Below are 22,020 nucleotides of genomic sequence, written 5' to 3'. Positions count from 1 at the left end.
TAAAGAGGAGCTTAAAATGGACGCTAAAGAAATTGCACAATATATTGACCACACTGCATTAACAGCGGAGAAAACAGAGCAGGATATTGCGAAATTATGTCAAGAAGCAATCGAAAATCGCTTTTTTTCCGTTTGTATTAATTCTGGTTATATTCCGTTCGCAAAAGAAATTTTAAAAAATACCGATGTGAAAATCTGCACAGTGGTGGGTTTCCCACTCGGGACGAATTTATCTGCGGTGAAAGCTTTTGAAGCGCAAGAGGCGATTAAAGCGGGCGCTAATGAAATTGATATGGTGATTAATGTGGGGTGGATAAAATCTGACAAATGGCAGGCAGTGAAGGAAGATATTCAAGCGGTATTGACGGCTTGTGCCGGTACTCCGTTGAAAGTGATTTTGGAAACTTGCTTGCTAAGTAAAGCTGAAATTGTGAAAGCCTGTGAAACTTGCCGCGAGTTGAAGGTGGCGTTTGTTAAAACGTCAACCGGATTTAATAAAGGTGGTGCGACAGTGGAAGATGTTGCTTTGATGAAACAGACTGTTGGTGAAATTGGCGTGAAAGCTTCCGGCGGGATTCGCGATACGCAAACGGCATTGGCGATGATTCGCGCGGGCGCGACACGTATCGGTGTGAGCGCAGGGATTGCGATTATCAACGGTTTGGCGGATACTAGCGGTAATTATTAATTACGAGGTTCGTATCGCTATGGATAAAAAAATTAATTCCCGCATTCAAAAGTTGGCATTCCTGTTAAATCAGATGGATAAAATTCATTTGCGCGATGCTGCGGAGATATTGAATGTTTCCGAGATGACGATTCGGCGGGATTTAAATGGCGATACGGATTCCGTTGTGTTATTGGGCGGTTATATTGTAAAAAATCCGCAACAAAATACCGATAAACGTTATTTTGTTGCGGAGCAGCAAACTAAGCATATCGCCGAGAAAATGCATATTGGTTCATTGGCAAGCGAGTTGGTGCAGGAAGGCGATGTGGTGTTTTTCGATTGTGGTTCCACCGTGCCTTTTATTGCTTCGCAGATTAATTCATCGATAAAATTCACCGCACTTTGTTGTTCGTTAAATACATTTATGGTGTTGCAAGATAAACCGAATTGCGAGGTGATTTTGTGCGGTGGGAGTTATTCGCGTAACAATTCGTTTTTTTCACCGCTTCATCTTTCTAGTGAACTGGATGCCGTGTGCACCACAAAGGCTTTTATTTCTGCCGCCGGAGTGGATATCAAACAAGGTGTCACTTGTTTTAATTTTAACGAGGCAAAGATTAAAGCCAAAGCAATGGTAAAAAGTCGGCAAAATATTTTGGTTTTTGATCATTCGAAGCTGAATCAAGTGCAACAAGCTTATATCGGCGAACTGACGCAATTCGATATGATTATTTCAAATAACACGCTGCCGCCACAGTTTGAATGTGGTGGGGTTGAAGTGCGGTGGTAAAATTGTCATTATTTCGACTGAATCGGGTATGAAGATGCAATGAATCAAGTTATACTTAATTCATCAAAGGATTGAACCTTATTTTGCCCGTTTTGCCCGTTTGGAACCGAATGATGAACAGTAGAAAAGATTTGATTTTGCAGCAGATTAACTCTTCCGGAAAAGTGACCGTTGAGGAACTCGCCCTTCAATTTAACGTTTCTTTAGAAACGATTCGACGTGATTTAACCGCTTTAGGAAAAAAAGGTTTAGTACACCGCATTCACGGTGGGGCGGTGAGTTGTCAAACAAAAGACATCGGAAGTTCTTTTCAAACCCGGCAACGGGTTAATTATGACGCTAAACGCGCGATTGCCGAATCGGCGGTGGAATATGTGTTTGAAGGCGCGGTTATCGGTTTGGATGCCAGTTCGACAAGCTGGCATTTTGCCCAATTAATTCCGGATATTCCTTGCACGGTCGTCACCAATTCAATGCACAATATTACGGCGTTAGTGAATAAATCGAATGTGACGACCATTGCGACCGGCGGTGTGTATTCCGGTAAATATGACGCTTTTTATGGACCGTTATCGGAACAATTACTGCAGCGACTGCATATTGATATTTGTATTTTTTCTTGCACGGGGATTGATGCCGGCGGTGCGATTTGGGAATCCAACGAGCTTAATGCCTCAGTCAAACGGAAGATGTTAGACGCCTCCGGACAGCGATTCTTACTATTAGACAGTTCTAAATTCGGTCGCAAGCATTTAATTAAACTTGCCGACCTTTCACATATTGATATTTTATTTACCGACCAGCAAGTTGATAAAGAATTACAAAGTTATTGCAAAAATCACGATGTGTTGATTTCTCTTTGTTAGTTTCCCTTCCATTTAAATGCCCGAAATGCCCGATTTTTATTTTTTATTAAATATCGGGCGTTTTTTTGTGGTGTTTTACCGTTTTTATTGTCCGTTTTTTCCTTTTTTATGTGATCTGTTTCACGAAAATCACAGTATTTTGAAATAAAACTATTGAGTCGTTTGGTTTTAGTGAAAAATAACTTCGGCAGTTACATTACTTCACTGGCTAACAAAAGAGGAAAGATAAAATGGCACAATTCAAATTTTCTCCGATTAAAATCGGTATTCGCCCTACGATTGACGGTCGTCGTATGGGAGTTCGCGAATCGCTTGAAGAACAAACGATGAATATGGCGAAATCAGTTGCACGACTTTTAGAACAAAATTTAAGACACACCGACGGTTCTTTCGTCGAATGTGTGATTGCGGATACTTGTATCGGCGGTGTTGCGGAAGCAGCGGCTTGCGCGGAAAAATTTAAATTAAACAATGTGGGTTTAACCGTTACAGTGACACCTTGCTGGTGTTATGGCTCCGAAACCATTGATATGGATCCGCATATGCCGAAAGCGATTTGGGGATTTAACGGTACGGAACGTCCGGGCGCGGTTTATTTAGCGGCAGCGTTGGCGGGTCATTCGCAAATGGGGTTACCGGCGTTCTCTATTTACGGTACGGAAGTGCAAGAAGCGGATGACACAAGCATTCCGGAGGACGTGCAAGAAAAATTATTGCGCTTTGCGCGTGCCGGTTTGGTGGTGGCAACCATTCGCGGCAAATCTTATTTATCAATCGGCTCCGTTTCGATGGGGATCGCCGGTTCTATCGTAAATCAACCGTTCTTCCAAGAATATTTGGGAATGCGTAACGAATATGTGGATATGACCGAGATCAAACGCCGTTTGGATCGCAAAATTTACGACCAAGAAGAAGTGGATTTAGCCTTATCTTGGGTGAAAGAATATTGCAAAGAAGGGATTGACGTCAATACGCCGGAACATCAACGTACTCCTGAAGAACGCGCGGAATTGTGGGAAAACGTCGTGAAAATGAGCATTATTACCCGTGATTTGATGGTGGGAAATCCGAAATTGGCGGCGTTAAACTTCGGCGAAGAAGCCTTGGGTCATAACGCGATTGCGGCAGGTTTCCAAGGTCAACGTCATTGGACGGATCATCTTCCGAACGGCGATTTTATGGAAGCAATGTTGAATTCTACTTATGACTGGAACGGTGTGCGCCCTCCATATATTCTTGCCACTGAAAACGACTCGTTGAACGGCGTGAATATGTTATTCGGTCATCAGTTGACCGGACAAGCGCAAATTTTCGCCGATGTTCGGACTTATTGGAGTGAAGATGCCGTTGAACGCGTCACCGGATTCAGACCGGAAAGCGGTTTTATTCATTTAATCAATTCAGGCTCTGCGGCATTAGACGGTACCGGTCAACATAAAGATCAAACCGGCAATCCGACCATTAAACCGGTTTGGGAAGTCACCGAAGAAGACGGCAAACGTTGTTTGGAAAACACCCGTTGGTGTCCTGCTGTTCACGAATATTTCCGTGGGGGCGGTTATTCTTCTCAATACCTCACAAAAGGCGGAATGCCGTTTACGATGCACCGCTTGAATATTATTAAAGGTATCGGGCCTGTATTACAAATTGCGGAAGGTTGGTCAATCGAATTACCTGAAGATGTGCACAATACCTTAATGAAACGCACGAATGAAACTTGGCCTTACACTTGGTTCGTTCCGCGTTTAACCGGCAACGGCGCATTTGCCGATGTGTATTCGGTAATGGCAAACTGGGGCGCCAACCACTGTGTCGCCACTTACGGTCACGTCGGTGCGGATCTCATTACCTTAGCTTCAATGTTGCGCATTCCGGTTTGTATGCACAACGTTGCGGAGAAAGATGTCTTCCGTCCAAGCGCTTGGAGCGGCTTCGGTCAAGATAAAGAAGGTCAGGACTATCGCGCTTGCGCAAACTTCGGTCCGCTTTATAAATAATCTTCGTTTTATTGAACACAGCAAAAGTGCGGTCGATTTTGACCGCACTTTAGGGGGATTTTATGTCCATTGCATTGATTTTTGACTGCGGCGCGACCAATTTGCGCACGATAGCAATAAATGAACAAGGCAAAATTCTTGCATCGCATCACTTGGCGAATCAAACCCGTCCGGATCCGGAAAATGCGGATTATCACATTTGGGATTTCGATGAAATTTGGTCGAAGTTAACCCTTTGTGCGGAATATACGTTACGGCATTTAACGGCACAGCAAATTAAATTAAGCGAAATCGTCGGCATTGGCGTTACTACTTTCGGTGTTGACGGCGCACCTTTTGATCAACAAGGTCGGCAGCTTTATCCCGTGATCTCTTGGAAATGTCCGAGAACCTTACCCGTAATGGAAAATCTCCAACAATATCTTGATGTCGAACAGCTTTATTTGCGTAACGGAATCGGGCAATACGCGTTTAATACCTTATTTAAGCTGTTATGGCTGAAAGAAAATAAACCGGACGTTTTTTCCAAAATGGATAAATGGGTGTTTATTTCTTCAATGCTCAGTCAACGTTTAAGCGGCGAATTTACCACCGACAGAACAATGGCGGGCACCTCAATGATGACGAATCTTGCTAGCAATGATTGGGATGAAGAAGTGTTGTCCGTCTTGGGATTATCCAAGCAGCATTTTCCGCCGTTAGTTAATGCCGGTGACAAAATCGGCCGTTTATCTGCCGAATTAGCGGAAAAACTCGGGTTGAATCAAGTGCCGGTCATTTCTTGCGGACACGATACGCAATTTGCCGTATTCGGCTCCGGCGCGGGATTAAATCAACCGGTTCTCAGTTCCGGCACTTGGGAAATCCTAATGGCAAGAACGGAATGTGCCGAGCCGCATATTGAGTTTGTTCCGCAAGGATTAACCACAGAGTTTGATGCCCAAAATGCACGTTTTAATCCGGCGGTTCAATGGGTCGGTTCGGGCATAATGGAATGGATCGGTAAGCTATTTTTTGCCGACGTGGTCGGCACGCAAGATTATTATCCGACGATGATCGGCGAAGGCGAAAAAGTACCTGTCGGGTCAAATGGCGTGCGCTTGCAAGGCTCTTTTGCGGCGGCGGATAAAGCCGTTGGCGCTGGTTGTTTCAGCGGATTATCAATGCACCATTGTCGCGGGCAAATTTATCGTGCGGCATTGGAATATATGGCGTTACAACTGAAAAACGGGCTCGCCGTATTACAACAAGTCAGCCGTTTTAATGCGGAGAGTTTAATTTGCGTGGGCGGCGGCTCGAAAAATCAATTATGGAACCAAATTCGCGCGGATGTGTTGGGACTGCCGTTAGATATTGTGGATGTCGCCGAAAGCACCGTATTAGGTGCGGCAATGTTCGTTTTTGCCTGTGTCGGCGTATATGCCTCGGCAGAACAAGCGCAGCAACAAATGCAACCGCAGAAACAACGTATTTATCCTTCGGCGCAATCTGCAGATTATCAACATTGGTTACAACAAATTAGCTAAGAGGCGAACTATGTTAAAAGGGATTCATCCGGCAATTTCACCGGAATTACTTAAAGTATTAGCCGAAATGGGGCACGGAGACGAATTGGTATTATCCGATGCTCATTTTCCGGCACATCAATTACATCAAAAAGTCATCCGCGCGGACGGTATCGGCGTTGACACCTTGTTAAAAGGCATTAGCCCGTTATTTGAGTTCGACGCTTATGTTTCGGCGCCTTTAATTATGATGCAAGCGGTGGAAGGCGACACGTTGGATCCGCAAGTGGAACAGCGTTATCTGGCGGCGATTCAAAGTGCGGTGGAAATTTTACCGAATTTGGAACGAATCGAACGCTTTGCGTTTTATGAACGTGCGAAACAGGCTTACGCCGTAGTGGTGACCGGTGAAACGGCGAAATACGGCAATATCATTATTAAAAAAGGTGTTACACCGTTGTTATAAAAGAGGTAGTTAAAAATGAACAGAAAAGAATTATCCCGAAAAATTATTGATACTTGTTTGGAAATGACCCGCTTGGGGCTTAATCAAGGCACGGCGGGCAATGTGAGCGTGCGTTATCAAGACGGAATGTTGATTACGCCGACCGGTACGCCGTATGAATTAATGACGGAAGACAGCATTGTTTATGTGGATAAAAACGGCAAACACGAAGAAGGCAAATTGCCTTCCAGCGAATGGCATTTTCACCTTGCGGTATATGAAGCGAGAGCCGATGTGGATGCTGTCGTGCATAACCACGCGATGAACTGCGCGGCGGTTTCCATTTTGGAAAAAGCGATTCCGCCGATCCACTATATGATCGCCGTCGGCGGCACGGATCATATTCCTTGTGTGCCTTATGCTACTTTCGGTACGCATAAATTAGCCGAATATGTCAAAGAAGGCATTAAAGAAAGCAAAGCCATTTTACTCGCGCACCACGGATTAATCGCAGCGGAGAAAAACTTGGATAAAGCGTTATGGCTAGCACACGAAGTTGAAGTATTAGCGGAATGGTACATTAAATTACTTTCAACCAATCAACCGATTCCATTGCTTCCGAAAGAAGAAATGGCGGTGGTGTTGGAGAAATTTAAATCTTACGGATTACGCATCGAGGAAAAATAATGTCATAGCGAACATTATATGAGATCACCTTATTTTTAGAAGGAAGAATTTATGAGCGCAAAAGTTCTAGAAAAGAAATTTATTGTACCCTTTGTTTTGATTACCAGCTTATTCGCCTTATGGGGATTTGCAAACGATATTACCAATCCGATGGTGGCGGTGTTCCAAACCGTTATGGAAATCCCAGCCTCGGAAGCGGCATTGGTTCAATTCGCTTTCTATGGCGGATACGGAACAATGGCGATTCCCGCCGCACTTTTCGTCAGCCGTTATAGCTATAAATCCGGGGTATTGCTTGGATTGGCGTTGTATGCCGTCGGTGCGTTTTTATTCTATCCTGCCGCACTTTATGAAGAATTTACCTATTTCTTATTTTCTTTATATATTTTAACCTTCGGCTTGGCATTTTTAGAAACAACGGCGAATCCGTATATTCTTTCAATGGGTGATCCGCAAACCGCGACACGTCGTCTAAATTTGGCGCAATCTTTTAACCCGCTCGGTTCTATTACCGGTATGTTCGTTGCATCGCAAATCGTATTAACCAGTTTGGACTCCGATAAACGGGATGCGGCGGGAAATTTAATCTTCACCACATTAACCGAAGCGGAAAAAGCGGTTGTTCGGACGCACGATCTTGAAATTATTCGCAATCCTTACTTAGTGGTCGGTTTAGTCGTATTAGTGGTAATGTTAATTATCGGTTTATACAAAATGCCGAAAACCAAAGTAGAAGAAGGCGAAACCATTTCATTCAAAGAATCTTTCGGTCGTTTGATTGTGAATGCGAAATATCGTGAAGGCGTTATCGCACAGGTATTCTATGTGGGCGTGCAAATTATGTGCTGGACGTTCATCATTCAATATGCGGAACGCCTAGGCTTCACCAAAGCGGAAGCGCAAAATTAAAATATCGTGGCAATGGCGATCTTTATTACCAGCCGTTTCATCAGTACCAGTATTATGAAATTCCTCAAAGCAGAATTAATGCTTTATCTGTTCGCATTAGGCGGTTTCTTCAGTATCTTGGGCGTAATGTTTATTGACGGTATTTGGGGATTATATTGCTTGATTTTAACTTCCGGATTTATGTCGCTAATGTTCCCGACCATTTACGGTATCGCATTATACGGCTTGAAAGAAGAATCCACCTTGGGTGCAGCAGGCTTGGTAATGGCGATTGTAGGCGGCGCATTAATGCCACCGTTGCAAGGTATTATCATCGACCAAGGCGAAGTGTTCGGAATGCCTGCGGTTAATTTCTCCTTCATTCTACCGTTAATCTGTTTTGTCGCTATTGCAATTTATGGCTATAGAGCGTGGAAAGTTTTGAAATAATCGGTTATTCACCTGAATAATCCTAAATTTTAACGAAATATTCGGAGGATAAAATGGCTAATCGTATGATTCTAAATGAAACCGCTTATCACGGAAAAGGCGCGATCTCTCATATTGTGCCGGAAATCCAACGGCGCGGGTTTAAAAAAGTATTAGTGGTCACCGACAGCGATTTGGTTAAATTTAATGTGGCGCAAAAAGTAACCGCTCTTTTTGACCAAGCCGGTATCGCTTATCAGGTATTCGATAAAGTGAAAGCCAATCCGAGCGTTGATATTATTAAATTAGGCGTCGAACAATTTAAACAATGTCAGGCGGATTGCTTGGTGGCTATCGGCGGCGGATCGCCGATTGATAGTGCCAAAGCTATCGGGATCATTATTAATAATCCTGAATTCGGTGATGTGCTTTCGCTTGAAGGTGTTGCGCCGACGAAACGCAAATGCGTGCCGATTATTGCCGTGGCGACCACCGCAGGCACTGCGGCAGAGGTGACCATTAACTATGTGATTACCGATGAAGAGAAAAAACGCAAATTCGTTTGTGTTGACGTTAATGATATTCCTGTTGTGGCAATCGTGGATCCGGATATGATGTCAAGTATGCCGAAGGGATTGACCGCAGCAACTGGAATGGATGCATTAACCCACGCGATTGAAGGCTATATCACAAAAGCGGCTTGGGAGTTAACCGATGCATTACATTTGAAAGCGATCGAATTAATCTCGCGTTCATTGCGTGCCGCAGTGGAAAATGATCCGAAAGGGCGTGAAGATATGGCATTAGGGCAATATGTCGCCGGAATGGGCTTTTCCAATGTCGGTCTTGGCGTGGTTCACAGTATGGCACATCCGTTGTCTGCCTATTATGACACGCCGCACGGCATAGCCAATGCGGTATTGTTACCTTATGTAATGGAATTTAATAAAGATTACACCGGTGAAAAATATCGCGAAATTGCGAAAGCAATGGGGGTAAAAAATGCGGATGAAATGTCTCAAGCGGAATATCGACGCGCTGCGATCGACGCAGTAAAATGTCTCGCGAAGGGTGTGGGCATTCCGGAAAAACTTTCTCAAATCGGCGTGAAAGAAGCAGATTTAAGCGCGTTATCCGTGGATGCATTCAATGATGTTTGCACCGGCGGCAATTCGAGGGATTGTTCTGCGGAAGAAATTTTAGAAGTGTATAAAACCGCGTTTTAATTTATCGATTTTCTATGGGAGTTTCGGCTCCCATAGCTTTATTTTCTATCAAAAAACCACCGCACTTTTACGATTCTTTTCCTTGTTCTAATTCCTTTTTCGCAGCGTAATCGGCACCTTTGGCGAGCATTCTCAGTTGTAAAATCACACGTTCTTTCAACTGATTGCGTTCTTGTTTATTCATATCCAACGCGGTCGCACCGGCGGTGAAAACCAAGGTGACGATACCTTCGGCTTGGACGTAGGCGATGTGCTGCGGGTAGTGGTTTTTATGGGCGATGTATTCGGTCAATTCGTCGATAAAATGCTTGATTTCCCGCGCGGCGGCGGTGCGGAAAGCTTGCGATGTGCCGGAACTTTCACGCAATAACAGGCGAAAAACGTTGGTGCTATTAGTGATAAATTCGAAGAAGGTTTCCACGGAAATCGCGATCACGCTGCCGCCATTGGCAATACGTTTGCGCGCTTGGCGCATTAATTGACGCAGCATTAATCCGGCTTCGTCCACCATTTCCAACCCCAATTCGTCCATATCGCGAAAATGGCGATAAAAAGAGGTCGGTGCGATGCCGGCTTCGCGGGCGACTTCGCGTAAACTTAAATTGGAAAAGCTTTTCTCCGCACTGAGTTGATTAAAGGCGGCACTGACCAATGCGCGCCGCGTTTTTTCTTTTTGAATGGCTCGAATTCCCGCCATAGTGCCTCCGCTATGCGCCTAAAATCGGTTTAATGGCGTGGCTGACCGCGGTTGCGATACGTTCATAACGATTGCGCAGCGGTGAACCCGGTCGATAAATCAGCGCGATGGTGCGCGCCGGTTCCGGTGCGGTGCAAGGAATGTATTTCACGCCGGTTCGGGCGCCTTCGTTTAATACCGCAAGTTCCGGCATTAATGTCATTCCGGCGTTGGCGGAAACCATATTGCGCAAAGTTTCTAAGCTGGTAGCTTGAAAGTGCTGATTCTCTTTCGCGCCGGCGGTGAAACAATAGCCGAGCGCTTGTCCGCGTAAGCAGTGACCGTCGTCCAACATTAACATTTCGCAGCCTTTAAGTTTTTCCATTTTGATCGAGTCTTCGTTCGCCCAAGGGTGGCTGTCGGAAATCGCCAGTAACATTCTTTCATCGAATAGCGGTACTTCGATAAAGGCTTCGGTTTCTGCCACGGCGGCTAAAATGGCGCAATCCAATCGTCCGGTTTCCAACTGTTCGAGCAGCTGATGGGTTTGCGCTTCATATAAAAATAATTCCAGATCCGGAAAGGTTTGTTTTAATGTCGGCACGATATAAGGCAACAAATAAGGCCCTACCGTCGGAATCACACCGATGTGCAGTGGGCCGGTCATTTCTTTACCTTGATTGCTTGCCATTTCTTTCAATAATTTGACTTCGCGCAAAACGGTTTTTGCTTGGTTGACTAATAATAGACCCGATTGGGTAAACAGCACTTTGCGGCTGGTTCTTTCTAATAAAATAATGCCGAGTTCATCCTCTAATTTGCGAATTTGACCGCTTAAAGTCGGTTGACTGACGTGGCAGGCATCGGCGGCGCGGCGGAAATGTTTGTGTTCGGCAAGAGCGACTAAATATTCAAGATCACGAATGTTCATATATTTCCCTTTATAGAAAGAATCAATTAAACGGATAGGTATTAATCGTTTGTAACTATATCACAAAATTGACTATAATTTACAACGTAGTCACTCAACACACAATAAAACAGGAGAAAAATTATGGCAGCAATGGAAGGAAAAAAAGTTCCTCAGGTCACATTCCACACCCGTCAAGGCGATCAATGGGTTGATATTACCAGCGCAGAATTATTTGATAATAAAACCGTCGTATTATTTTCATTACCTGGCGCGTTTACCCCGACTTGTTCATCCACTCACTTACCGCGCTATAACGAATTAGCTTGCGAATTTAAAGCCTTAGGCGTAGATGACATTATTTGCGTATCCGTTAACGACACTTTCGTAATGAACGCGTGGAAAGCGGATCAAGAAGCGGAAAACATCACCGTGATTCCGGACGGCAACGGCGATTTCACCGACGGAATGGGAATGTTGGTGGATAAAGAAGAACTTGGTTTCGGCAAACGTTCTTGGCGCTATTCTATGTTAGTCAGAAACGGCGTGGTGGAAAAAATGTTTATCGAGCCGAACGAACCGGGCGACCCGTTCAAAGTGTCCGACGCCGATACAATGATCAAATACCTCAAACCGGATTGGACGGCAAAACCGTCGGTGTCTATTTTCACCAAACCGGGTTGTCCGTATTGCGCAAAAGCCAAAGCATTATTGAAAGTTAAAGGTTATACCTTTGAAGAAATCGTGCTCGGTCGTGATGCAAGCACCATTTCAATCCGCGCAATCACCGGCAAAACCAGTGTTCCGCAAGTGTTTATCGGCGGTCAATACATCGGCGGTAGCGACGATTTAGAAAAATATTTCGCCTAATCGCATAAGCGAAATGCCTTACTTGAAAGCCCGTGAATACGGGCTTTTTGCCGTTTAAACTCAGCGAAAAACCACCGCACTTTTAATAATGCGGCGGTGGCGTTTCTTCCGATTGACTGGCGATATTCGACGGTTGCAGATCTTTCAGCTTGGTCGCCAAATGGCGAAGTTGCAGTTGCATTTTATCGATGAGAAATTGTTGTTCGACGAGCGCTTGATTTAAATCTTCCAGCAATTTTTCTTGAAACGCCGTTTTCATTTCCAATTCCGCTAAACGTTGATCTACATTTTGTTGAGTTTGCATAAATAATCCTTAAATAAAGGTTGTGAATTTGTTAAATACAATTTAACCTATTCGCGATGATTTCAACTTTTATTATAAAGGATCAACAACAATGTTAAAAATTCAAAAATTATCAGTAGTTGCTTTGGCGCTAAGTGCGGTCGTTTCCGGCGGTGTTTTTGCCGATCAAGCGGCGGACAAAAAATTCAATGACGACGCTTCTTATGTGATCGGTTATGCCACCGGACAGCAATTTCTGAAAGGGTTGATTGAAGATCAAAAAGGCATTATCGATTATGATAACGCGCGCGTGTTGGCGGGTGTAAAAGATGCGTTGGAAAATAAAGGCTCCCTTTCCGACGTGGATATTCAAAAGCAATTACAAGCCATCGGCGATAAAGTTCATCAAGCACGTCAAGCCAAAGTAAAAGCGGAAAATGACAAATTGACCGCGGATTTTATGAAAAAAGACGGCGTGAAGAAAACCGCGTCCGGTTTGCTATATCGCATTGAAAAAGCCGGCGAAGGCGCAGCGATTAAAGAAAGCGACACGGTGAAAGTGCATTACACCGGCAAATTGGCGAACGGCACGGTGTTTGACAGCTCCGTCGAACGCGGTCAACCGGCGGAATTTAAGTTAAATCAAGTAATTAAAGGCTGGACGGAAGGGCTGCAATTAGTCAAAAAAGGCGGCAAAATCGAGTTGGTTATTCCTGCCGAGTTAGCCTACGGCGAGCAAGGCGCGGGCTCAATGATTCCACCGAATTCCACCCTATATTTTGACGTTGAGGTTTTAGACGTAACCTCGGACGCTGCGGCAAAATAAACGCAAAACCGACCGCACTTTTGTGCGTTGATATGAAAAGTGCGGTCATTTCCGAGAAAACATTGAGAGTAAAATTATGTTGAATGATAAGCGTCCCTTCAGCGATGAAGATCGTGCGATTTTGAATTCTTATTCCGCCGTCGTTGAAGGCGTGAGCGCGTTAATCGGCGGTCATTGCGAGATTGTTTTGCATTCTTTGGAAGATTTGGAACATTCGGCGATTTTTATTGCCAACGGACATAACACCAACCGTCAGGTCGGCTCGCCGGTGACGGATTTTGCGTTGAAATCTCTGCGCAGTATGCAAACCGAAAGCGTGTCGAAACCTTATTTTACGCGGGCGAAGGGCAACGGATTAATGAAATCCGTGACGATTGCCATTCGAAACAAAACGCGCCGCATTATCGGTCTATTATGCATTAACATCAATTTGGACGTGCCGATGTCGCAGTTCGTGCAGTCCTTAATGCCGACGGCGGAGCATAATGAAGCCTCCGAAGTGAATTTTGCCAGCTCGGTGGAAGAATTGGTGACGCAAACCATCGAGCAAACCGTGGAAGAAGTGGCGGCGGATCGTTTGGTGTCCAATAATAACAAGAATCGTCAAGTGGTGATTTCGTTATATGAAAAAGGCATTTTCGATATTAAAGATGCCATTAATTTAGTGGCGGAGCGCTTGGATATTTCTCGTCATACCGTTTATCTTTATATTCGTCAAATCAAACAAGATCAGGAAGAACTTAAATAAATGCGTTATGTTCTTGCCGTAAAAGCGCCGGTGTACGGCACACAAGGTGCGTTTTCGGCTTATCAATTCGCCGAAGCCTTGTTGGCGCAAGGGCACCGAATCGATCAGATTTTTTTCTTCCGCGACGGTGTGATGAATGGAAACGCTTTCATTCATCCGGCAAATGATGAATTTCATTTACAACAAGCGTGGCAAACGCTCGGCGAGACACATCAGATTCCGCTGCATTTGTGCATTGCCGCGTCGCAACGGCGCGGTGTGGTGGATCCTTTAACGACCTCAAGCGAGCAACATAATTTAGCGTCCGGTTTTGTCGCCGCCGGATTGGGCGAATTTATGAAAGCGGTATTGGAAGCGGATAGGGTGATAACGCTATGATTAAACTGGCTTTTGTGTTTCGCAGCCCGCCGCACGGCAACAGCGCCGCGCGCGAAGGATTAGACGCCTTATTGGCGGCAACGGCGTTTTGCGATGAGGATGAAATCGCGGTGTTCTTTATGGATGATGGCGTGTTTAATCTTTTGGCGCAACAGCAGCCGGAATTAATTTTGCAAAAAGATTTTATTCGCAGTTTTAAATTGCTGGATTTATATGACATTTCTCAACGTTTTGTATGCGCCGACTCGCTGTGTGATCTTGGTTTGACGGAAATCGACACGGTGATTTCCTGTGAAAAAAGCCACCGCACTTTGCTGTTGGAAAAGTTACGCCAAGCGGAAAAAGTCTTCACTTTTTAACGGAATCTCTTATGCTTTTTACCTTTTCTCAAGCAACTTATTCTTCGGCGGAATTAGAATCCTATTTGCTCGGCGCAAGCGAACAAGATTGTTTGGTGTTGTGGCAAGACGGAGTGTTATTGCCGTTGAAATATCCGAATATTTTCAATCGGTTAACGACCACTTGTTATGCTTTGGAAAATGATTTGCAAGCGCGAAATCTCACCGAGTTCACCCGATCCTTTGCCAAAGTGCGGTCGATTTCTTTCACGGAATTAGTGACGCTAACGGAACGCTATACGCCGCAAATGGCGCTGTAACCTACGATAAATGTAATAAAAAAGCGATACTTTGATGTATCGCTTTTTGGTAATTTAGGTCAAATTATTGATAATCGACTAATACGTCTTTTTCGCTGATTGTGTCACCGTAAACCGGTAATAAGGTTTTGTCATAGGCTTGTTTTAACACGCCTTCTTTGCCTAATTTTTCAATTTCGGCATTTAACCAATTCAACAACGCGGTGTCGCCTTTTTTCACTGCCGGAGCGATGAAATCTTGGTCGCCTAAATTTTTAATGCCGACGGTAAAGCCCGGATTTTCTTTTGCCCAAGCGAATAATAAGGTGTTGTCGTGGGCAAGTGCGTCACCGCGACCGTCGCGTAAAGCTTCAAAGGTTTCGGTGTTTTGTTCGAATTTCAATAAGTTGATATTCGGGTAATTTTTGCTGAAATATGCATCGGCGGTGGTGCCTTTGTTAACTAATAAGGTTTTGCCTTCAAGTTGGGCGATGTCGGTGATTTCCGCGCCGTCTTTCGATACGACACCCAATGCGACGTTCATATAAGGTTTGGCGAAATCCACCACTTCTTGACGCGCCGGTGTGACGGTGAAGTTGGCAAGAATAATATCTACTTTGTTAGATTGGAGATATTCTACGCGATTCGCTGCTTCAACCAACACATATTGCACTTTGTTTTCATCGCCTAATAAATCTTTACCGATGGCTTTGGCGATTTCAACGTCGAAGCCTTGGCTTTTGCCTTGGCTATCTACATAACCGAACGGCGGTTTGTCGCTGAATACGCCGATGCGCACGCTGCCGGCTTTTTGCAGTTGTTCGACGCTGGAAAGCGCTTGTTCCGCTGGTGCTTTTTCTTTGTCGTTGCAAGCGCTAAGACCGGTGGCTAACAGACCTGCGGCGAAAAGTGCGGTGATTTTTTTAAATGTTTTGTTCATAGTTTGTACCTCTTGGTTCGTAATTTAAAATGTTTAAAAAAGCTTTTGCACGATCCGAGCTCGGATTCGTGAAAAATTGTTCCGGAGATTCTTGTTCGACAATGCGACCGGCATCCATAAAGACAATGCGATCCGCCACTTGGCGCGCAAAGGACATTTCGTGCGTGACGATGAGCATTGTCATTCCGTCTTTCGCCAGCCCTAAAATCACGTCCAACACTTCGCGCACCATTTCCGGATCCAGTGCGGCGGTGACTTCGTCGAATAACATAATGTCAGGGTTCATACACAACGAACGCACGATTGCGATACGCTGTTTCTGACCACCCGACAATTCACGCGGATAGGCGTTTTTGCGCTCGAATAATCCGACGCGTTTTAATAATTCGTCCGCTTGTTTTTCCACTTCTTCGCGTTTGCGTTTTTGCACTTTAAGCGGGCCGAGTAAAATATTGTCGATGACCGACATATGGGCGAACAGTTCATAACTTTGGAATACCATTCCGATGTGTTGGCGGGCGTTGACCCACGAAATATCTTTGCCCAACACGCCGTTATTTTCTAAAATTAATTGACCGCTCTTTATTTCTTCCAACCCGTTGATACAACGCAATAAGGTGCTTTTGCCGCAACCGGATGGGCCTAAGATAACAACGACTTCGCCTTTTTCGACGGATAAATTAATGCCGTTAAGTGCGGTCGTTTCGCCGTAATTTTTGACTAATTCTTTAATTTCCAGTAATGCCATTTTTTCCCCTGATTGCCGTCTTTAATTTTCCCAACGGTTTTCTAAATAACGCGAGAATAAGGACAGCGGATAACAAATGATAAAATATAGTGCAAAGATCACGCCGTAAATCCAAAGCGCCGCCGAAGGCTCGGTGAACAGCGAAGTTTCGATAATTTGTTGACCGACTTTGATCACTTCCAATACGCCGATTAACATCGCAAGCGAGCTGGTTTTCACCATTCGGGTGAACAAGTTAATCGCACTCGGCGTGACGCGTTTTAAACTTTGCGGTAATAAAATATAAATAAAGGTTTGTAACGGCGTTAAGCCTAAGGCGTAAGCGGATTCCACTTGGTGTTTTTCAATGGAGGTCAATGCGCCGCGCACTAAATCGCCCATTTCCGCCGTTCCCCAGAAAATAAATACCAAAATGCACACGACCACGCCGTCTAAATGCGCGTTAAACCATTTGGCGAATCCGAAATAGGTGATGAATAATAAAACCAATAACGGAATAATGCGCACGAATTCTAAATAAAAACGGCAAAGGGCGCGAATCAGCGGATTTTTAAGCGTCATTATCACGCCGAAAATAACCCCGAAAATGCAGGCGAAGAACACGGAGACAAAGGCGATTTCCGCCGTGATCCAAAGTCCGCCGAGCAAACGTTCTAAGTTGCTTCCTTCAAAAAGAATCGTTAATCCCATAATCAGGCTCCGTATTTCGCATTACGCGTGCGCCGTTCCAAATAAGCGATAAATATCGACATCGGAAATAAAATAATTAAATAAAAGACCACCAGTAAAAATAGCGCTTCATTGGTTTTATAATCCATTCCGATGATTTCTTTTGCCATAAACATTAATTCGGCAATCGCAATCGCGCTCACTACGGAGGTTTCCTTCATTAAAAATAAGCAGTTTGCGCCGATAGCCGGTGTGGCGACGGCAAACGCCTGCGGAAAAATTACATAGCGGAAGGCTTGCAAAGGCGTTAATCCGATACTTAGCGCAGATTCGATTTGTCCTTTCGACACCGCTTCTAAGCCGCCGCGCACCGCTTCCGCCATATAACTGCCGCCGAGAAACGCCAAGCCGATCACCGCGCAAGTGAAACCGTCCAATTTAATGCCGATTTTGGATAAACCGAAATACAGAAAAAATACCTGAATCAATAACGGCGTATTACGCGATAACTCAATGTAAGCTTTGACGATCGGATTCAATCCGCGGACGTTGTAAGTCGTCACGACGGCACATAAAATGCCGATCAAAACGGATAATAAAATTCCCCAAAAAGATAAATGTAATGTAACTAATGTCGCATCGACAAATTTAGGCAGCACGTTCCAAACATATTGCCAATTCATAATTCGTTTCTCTTATATCGTGTTGAATTAACGTGCAAGCATTATAAAAGGCAATCGTTTGCCGGCAAAGGAATGAAAATTTATTGTTTAGACGATTTTGTTATATATCCCGTTTTTTCAAGCGTAAAGGGTATAAAAGTGCGGTAATTTTTGCGGAGGTTTTGTCTAATCCTTGACATATTTTGCGTTCGAGATTAAAATTCGGCGTCTATCCATTCTAGGATAGTGCAATAAATGAACATTCTTTTATGAATAACGATTAAACTGGAGCTTTTTTAATGGCAACAATCAACCAACTAGTACGCAAACCGCGTGTGAAAAAGGTTGTAAAAAGCAACGTTCCTGCATTAGAGGCTTGCCCGCAGAAACGTGGCGTGTGTACCCGTGTGTACACAACTACACCTAAAAAACCGAACTCAGCATTGCGTAAAGTATGCCGTATTCGTTTAACAAACGGTTTTGAAGTAACTTCTTATATCGGCGGTGAAGGTCATAACCTTCAAGAGCACAGCGTTGTGCTTATCCGTGGCGGTCGTGTTAAAGACTTACCGGGTGTGCGTTATCACACCGTACGCGGCGCATTGGACTGCGCGGGCGTTAAAGATCGTAAACAAGGTCGTTCTAAATACGGCGTTAAACGTCCTAAAGCTTAATGGTTCTCCGTTAAGTAAGGCCAAACGCTAATTAACCCAATTAATTATCATAAACTCCAGTAACAGTAAGTTAATCGCTTACACAAAGAGTTTTGGATAATCCTGAAGATTAAAAACGGAGAAATTGCAATGCCACGTCGTCGTAGTATTGAACCTCGCAAAATTTTACCGGATCCGAAGTTCGGTTCAGAATTACTTGCGAAATTTATTAATGTATTAATGATTGACGGTAAAAAATCAATCGCTGAATCTATCGTTTACGGTGCATTAGAAACTTTATCTCAACGTACAGGTAAAGAAGCTTTAGACGCATTCGAGATTGCATTGGAAAACGTGCGTCCGACCGTCGAAGTTAAATCTCGCCGTGTGGGCGGTTCTACATATCAAGTACCGGTTGAAGTACGTCCGGCTCGTCGTAACGCATTAGGTATGCGTTGGATTGTTGAAGCTGCGCGTAAACGCGGAGATAAATCAATGGCTTTACGTTTAGCTAACGAATTATCTGATGCGTCTGAAAACAAAGGTGCAGCGGTGAAAAAACGTGAAGACGTTCACCGTATGGCCGAAGCTAACAAAGCGTTCGCGCATTACCGTTGGTAATTCGTTAGTCGGTCGGTTTTTCAGGCTTCATCACATAATTATGCGATGGAGCCTTATCCATATTTAAAATTTTATATTTATTAAATTCCAAAAAAGGAAATACTAATGGCTCGTACAACCCCTATTTCACTTTACCGTAATATCGGTATCAGTGCGCATATTGATGCGGGTAAAACAACCACTACTGAGCGTATCCTTTTCTATACCGGTGTAAGCCACAAAATCGGTGAAGTTCACGACGGTGCGGCAACAATGGACTGGATGGAACAAGAACAAGAACGCGGTATTACCATTACCTCCGCGGCAACAACCGCATTCTGGAGTGGTATGTCACAACAATATCCGCAACACCGTATTAACGTTATCGACACTCCGGGACACGTTGACTTTACTATTGAAGTAGAACGTTCAATGCGTGTTCTTGACGGTGCGGTAATGGTTTACTGTGCGGTGGGTGGCGTTCAACCGCAATCCGAAACCGTATGGCGTCAAGCTAACAAATATAAAGTACCTCGTATCGCGTTCGTGAACAAAATGGACCGTACCGGTGCTAACTTCTTGCGTGTTGTTGAGCAAATTAAAACCCGTTTGGGTGGTAATGCGGTTCCTCTACAATTACCAATCGGCGCAGAAGATAACTTTAAAGGTGTTGTTGACCTAATTAAAATGAAAGCAATCAACTGGAACGAAGCGGATCAAGGTATGACATTTACCTATGACGATATTCCGGCGGATATGGTTGCGGCTTGTGAAGAATGGCGTCAAAACTTAGTTGAAGCGGCTGCCGAATCTTCAGAAGAATTAATGGAAAAATACCTTGGCGGTGAAGACTTAACCGAAGAAGAAATCAAAACCGGTTTACGTCAACGCGCATTAGCAACTGAAATTATTTTGGTTACTTGCGGTTCTGCGTTCAAAAACAAAGGTGTTCAAGCAATGCTTGATGCAGTAATTGATTACTTACCGGCTCCGACCGATATCGAATCAATTAAAGGTATCAACCCAGATGAAACCGAAGGTGAACGTCACGCAAGCGATGATGAACCATTTGCAGCGTTAGCATTCAAAATTGCAACCGACCCGTTCGTAGGTAACTTAACCTTCTTCCGTGTTTATTCCGGTGTTGTTGAGTCCGGTGCAACCGTATTGAACTCCGTTAAAGATAAACGTGAACGTTTCGGTCGTATCGTTCAAATGCACGCGAACAAACGTGAAGAAATCAAAGAAGTTCGCGCGGGTGATATTGCTGCGGCAATCGGCTTAAAAGATGTCGGTACCGGTGATACATTATGTGCATTAGACGCGCCGATTATCCTTGAGCGTATGGAATTCCCTGAGCCGGTAATCTCTGTTGCGGTAGAACCGAAAACTAAAGCAGACCAAGAAAAAATGGGTCTTGCATTAGGTCGTTTAGCACAAGAAGACCCTTCATTCCGTGTTCACACTGATGAAGAATCCGGTGAGACTATCATTTCCGGTATGGGTGAGTTACACTTAGATATTATCGTTGACCGTATGCGTCGTGAATTCAAAGTTGAAGCGAACATCGGTAAACCGCAAGTATCTTACCGTGAAACTATCCGCACGCGTGTTAACGATGTTGAAGGTAAACACGCAAAACAATCCGGTGGTCGCGGTCAGTATGGTCACGTTGTTATCGACTTATATCCATTGGATCCGGAAGGTCCGGGATACGAATTTGTTAACGAAATCAAAGGTGGTGTAATCCCTGGCGAATACATTCCTGCGGTTGACAAAGGTATTCAAGAACAACTTAAATCCGGCCCATTGGCAGGTTATCCGGTAGTTGACTTAGGTGTTCGCTTACACTTCGGTTCATACCACGATGTGGACTCCTCCGAGTTAGCGTTTAAACTTGCGGCGTCTTTAGCGTTTAAAGCAGCGTTCGCAAAAGCGAATCCGGTATTACTTGAGCCGATTATGAAAGTGGAAGTTGAAACTCCACCGGATTATGTGGGTGACGTTATCGGTGACTTAAGCCGTCGTCGCGCAATGGTGAACGGTCAAGAAGCGAATGAATTCGTTGTTAAGATCAATGCTGAAGTTCCGTTAGCGGAAATGTTCGGTTATGCAACAGACTTGCGTTCACAAACTCAAGGTCGTGCATCTTACTCAATGGAACCGTTAAAATACGCTGAAGCACCGAAAAACGTTGCTGATGCAGTTATTGAAGCGCGTAGAAAATAATTTTATTTAATCAACAATACTCCCCAAATTTGCACCGCACTTTTGGGGATCACAAAAGGAAACTGAAAAGTGTCTAAAGAAAAATTTGAACGTACAAAACCGCACGTTAACGTGGGTACAATCGGCCACGTTGACCACGGTAAAACAACTTTAACAGCAGCGATCACAACTGTATTAGCGAAACACTTCGGTGGTGCAGCTCGTGCATTCGACCAAATCGATAACGCGCCGGAAGAAAAAGCGCGTGGTATCACCATCAACACCTCCCACGTTGAGTACGATACAGAAACTCGTCACTACGCACACGTTGACTGTCCGGGACACGCCGACTATGTAAAAAATATGATTACCGGTGCGGCACAAATGGACGGCGCAATCTTAGTAGTAGCTGCGACAGACGGTCCAATGCCACAAACTCGTGAGCACATCCTTTTAGGTCGCCAAGTAGGCGTACCATACATCATCGTATTCTTAAACAAATGCGATATGGTGGATGACGAAGAATTATTAGAATTAGTTGAAATGGAAGTGCGTGAACTTCTATCTCAATACGACTTCCCGGGTGATGACACACCAATCGTGCGTGGTTCTGCATTACAAGCATTAAACGGCGTACCAGAATGGGAAGAAAAAATTCTTGAATTAGCGAACCACTTAGATACCTACATCCCAGAACCTGAACGTGCGG

25 protein-coding genes and 1 pseudogene are annotated in these 22,020 nt (G+C 44.4%); 19 read left to right on the top strand and 7 right to left on the bottom strand.

Going from position 1 to position 22,020, the window contains the following annotated elements:
- Positions 1-16 precede the first annotated feature (16 nt).
- From deoC to fucO, 9 genes and pseudogenes are all read left to right on the top strand, one after another.
- Complete coding sequence (gene deoC, locus CVP04_RS05030) at positions 17-688, top strand: deoxyribose-phosphate aldolase (protein WP_100296429.1); 672 nt, start codon at positions 17-19, stop codon at positions 686-688.
- Between the two features lie 19 nt (positions 689-707).
- Complete coding sequence (deoR, locus tag CVP04_RS05025; protein ID WP_100296428.1) at positions 708-1,460, top strand: DNA-binding transcriptional repressor DeoR; 753 nt, start codon at positions 708-710, stop codon at positions 1,458-1,460.
- 113 nt (positions 1,461-1,573) lie between these two features.
- A complete protein-coding gene (locus CVP04_RS05020; protein WP_100296427.1) occupies positions 1,574-2,326 on the top strand; it encodes a DeoR/GlpR family DNA-binding transcription regulator in 753 nt (250 codons plus the stop codon).
- Between the two features lie 230 nt (positions 2,327-2,556).
- Positions 2,557-4,323 (top strand): L-fucose isomerase, encoded by a 1,767-nt coding sequence (fucI, locus tag CVP04_RS05015; RefSeq protein WP_100296426.1) that lies wholly within the window; start codon positions 2,557-2,559, stop codon positions 4,321-4,323.
- Positions 4,324-4,385: 62 nt separating this feature from the next.
- Positions 4,386-5,849 carry an L-fuculokinase gene (gene fucK / locus CVP04_RS05010; protein WP_100296425.1) on the top strand — a complete coding sequence of 488 codons (1,464 nt, stop codon included), beginning with the start codon at positions 4,386-4,388 and terminating at the stop codon, positions 5,847-5,849.
- Positions 5,850-5,859: 10 nt separating this feature from the next.
- Entirely contained in the window at positions 5,860-6,294 is a 435-nt protein-coding gene (fucU, locus tag CVP04_RS05005) for an L-fucose mutarotase (RefSeq protein ID WP_100296424.1), read from the top strand.
- A 15-nt stretch (positions 6,295-6,309) separates the two neighbouring features.
- Entirely contained in the window at positions 6,310-6,960 is a 651-nt protein-coding gene (gene fucA / locus CVP04_RS05000) for an L-fuculose-phosphate aldolase (RefSeq protein WP_100296423.1), read from the top strand.
- A 51-nt stretch (positions 6,961-7,011) separates the two neighbouring features.
- Positions 7,012-8,298 (top strand): annotated as a pseudogene (gene fucP / locus CVP04_RS04995) (L-fucose:H+ symporter permease).
- A 53-nt stretch (positions 8,299-8,351) separates the two neighbouring features.
- Entirely contained in the window at positions 8,352-9,503 is a 1,152-nt protein-coding gene (gene fucO / locus CVP04_RS04990; protein WP_100296422.1) for a lactaldehyde reductase, read from the top strand.
- A gap of 67 nt (positions 9,504-9,570) precedes the next feature.
- Here the strand turns inward: fucO and fabR are convergent, their stop codons facing one another.
- Both fabR and oxyR read right to left on the bottom strand, forming a co-directional pair.
- Positions 9,571-10,200, bottom strand: coding sequence for an HTH-type transcriptional repressor FabR (fabR, locus tag CVP04_RS04985; protein ID WP_100296421.1), 630 nt, complete (start codon positions 10,198-10,200; stop codon positions 9,571-9,573).
- A gap of 10 nt (positions 10,201-10,210) precedes the next feature.
- Positions 10,211-11,110: a DNA-binding transcriptional regulator OxyR gene (gene oxyR, locus CVP04_RS04980; protein ID WP_100296420.1), complete on the bottom strand. Its 900-nt coding sequence runs from the start codon at positions 11,108-11,110 to the stop codon at positions 10,211-10,213.
- A 123-nt stretch (positions 11,111-11,233) separates the two neighbouring features.
- Here oxyR and CVP04_RS04975 point away from each other — a divergent pair, with 123 nt between their 5' ends.
- A complete protein-coding gene (locus CVP04_RS04975) occupies positions 11,234-11,959 on the top strand; it encodes a glutathione peroxidase (RefSeq protein WP_100296419.1) in 726 nt (241 codons plus the stop codon).
- 82 nt (positions 11,960-12,041) lie between these two features.
- Here the strand turns inward: CVP04_RS04975 and CVP04_RS04970 are convergent, their stop codons facing one another.
- Positions 12,042-12,263 (bottom strand): SlyX family protein, encoded by a 222-nt coding sequence (locus CVP04_RS04970; RefSeq protein ID WP_100296418.1) that lies wholly within the window; start codon positions 12,261-12,263, stop codon positions 12,042-12,044.
- 91 nt (positions 12,264-12,354) lie between these two features.
- Between CVP04_RS04970 and CVP04_RS04965 the strand changes: the two genes are divergently transcribed.
- The 5 genes from CVP04_RS04965 to CVP04_RS04945 all read left to right on the top strand — a co-directional run bounded on the left by CVP04_RS04965 (position 12,355) and on the right by CVP04_RS04945 (position 14,852).
- Positions 12,355-13,068, top strand: coding sequence for an FKBP-type peptidyl-prolyl cis-trans isomerase (locus CVP04_RS04965; RefSeq protein ID WP_100296417.1), 714 nt, complete (start codon positions 12,355-12,357; stop codon positions 13,066-13,068).
- Positions 13,069-13,144: 76 nt separating this feature from the next.
- The gene (locus CVP04_RS04960; protein ID WP_165772775.1) at positions 13,145-13,816 is read left to right on the top strand and encodes a helix-turn-helix transcriptional regulator; all 672 of its coding nucleotides are present in this window, start codon (positions 13,145-13,147) and stop codon (positions 13,814-13,816) included.
- Positions 13,817-14,194 (top strand): sulfurtransferase complex subunit TusD, encoded by a 378-nt coding sequence (gene tusD / locus CVP04_RS04955; protein ID WP_100296415.1) that lies wholly within the window; start codon positions 13,817-13,819, stop codon positions 14,192-14,194.
- Complete coding sequence (gene tusC / locus CVP04_RS04950; RefSeq protein WP_100296453.1) at positions 14,194-14,553, top strand: sulfurtransferase complex subunit TusC; 360 nt, start codon at positions 14,194-14,196, stop codon at positions 14,551-14,553. The genes tusD and tusC overlap by 1 nt, the downstream gene beginning before the upstream one ends.
- 11 nt (positions 14,554-14,564) lie before the next feature.
- Positions 14,565-14,852, top strand: a complete 288-nt coding sequence (locus tag CVP04_RS04945; protein ID WP_100296414.1) for a DsrH/TusB family sulfur relay protein — start codon at positions 14,565-14,567, stop codon at positions 14,850-14,852.
- Positions 14,853-14,916: 64 nt separating this feature from the next.
- Here the strand turns inward: CVP04_RS04945 and CVP04_RS04940 are convergent, their stop codons facing one another.
- The 4 genes from CVP04_RS04940 to CVP04_RS04925 are packed head-to-tail and all read right to left on the bottom strand — an operon-like array spanning position 14,917 to position 17,871.
- Complete coding sequence (locus CVP04_RS04940; protein WP_100296413.1) at positions 14,917-15,771, bottom strand: cysteine ABC transporter substrate-binding protein; 855 nt, start codon at positions 15,769-15,771, stop codon at positions 14,917-14,919.
- The gene (locus CVP04_RS04935; protein WP_100296412.1) at positions 15,755-16,519 is read right to left on the bottom strand and encodes an amino acid ABC transporter ATP-binding protein; all 765 of its coding nucleotides are present in this window, start codon (positions 16,517-16,519) and stop codon (positions 15,755-15,757) included. Before CVP04_RS04935 ends, CVP04_RS04940 begins: the two co-directional genes overlap by 17 nt.
- 21 nt (positions 16,520-16,540) lie before the next feature.
- Entirely contained in the window at positions 16,541-17,209 is a 669-nt protein-coding gene (locus tag CVP04_RS04930) for an amino acid ABC transporter permease (RefSeq protein WP_100296411.1), read from the bottom strand.
- Between the two features lie 2 nt (positions 17,210-17,211).
- Positions 17,212-17,871, bottom strand: coding sequence for an amino acid ABC transporter permease (locus CVP04_RS04925; protein ID WP_100296410.1), 660 nt, complete (start codon positions 17,869-17,871; stop codon positions 17,212-17,214).
- A gap of 278 nt (positions 17,872-18,149) precedes the next feature.
- Between CVP04_RS04925 and rpsL the strand changes: the two genes are divergently transcribed.
- The 4 genes from rpsL to CVP04_RS04905 all read left to right on the top strand — a co-directional run.
- Positions 18,150-18,524: a 30S ribosomal protein S12 gene (gene rpsL, locus CVP04_RS04920; RefSeq protein ID WP_005543325.1), complete on the top strand. Its 375-nt coding sequence runs from the start codon at positions 18,150-18,152 to the stop codon at positions 18,522-18,524.
- A gap of 129 nt (positions 18,525-18,653) precedes the next feature.
- Positions 18,654-19,124 carry a 30S ribosomal protein S7 gene (gene rpsG / locus CVP04_RS04915; RefSeq protein ID WP_100296409.1) on the top strand — a complete coding sequence of 157 codons (471 nt, stop codon included), beginning with the start codon at positions 18,654-18,656 and terminating at the stop codon, positions 19,122-19,124.
- A 105-nt stretch (positions 19,125-19,229) separates the two neighbouring features.
- On the top strand, positions 19,230-21,332 hold the full coding sequence (gene fusA, locus CVP04_RS04910; RefSeq protein ID WP_100296408.1) for an elongation factor G: 2,103 nt from the start codon (positions 19,230-19,232) through the stop codon (positions 21,330-21,332).
- Between the two features lie 69 nt (positions 21,333-21,401).
- The coding region (locus tag CVP04_RS04905) for a GTP-binding protein (protein ID WP_133118474.1) at positions 21,402-22,020 on the top strand (619 nt) is incomplete at its 3' end.

The sequence above is a fragment of the Caviibacterium pharyngocola genome, assembly GCF_002795405.1.
Lineage (GTDB): Bacteria > Pseudomonadota > Gammaproteobacteria > Enterobacterales > Pasteurellaceae > Caviibacterium > Caviibacterium pharyngocola.
Note: the sequence above shows the minus strand (reverse complement) of the source record. Positions and strands in the feature narration are given on the sequence as shown.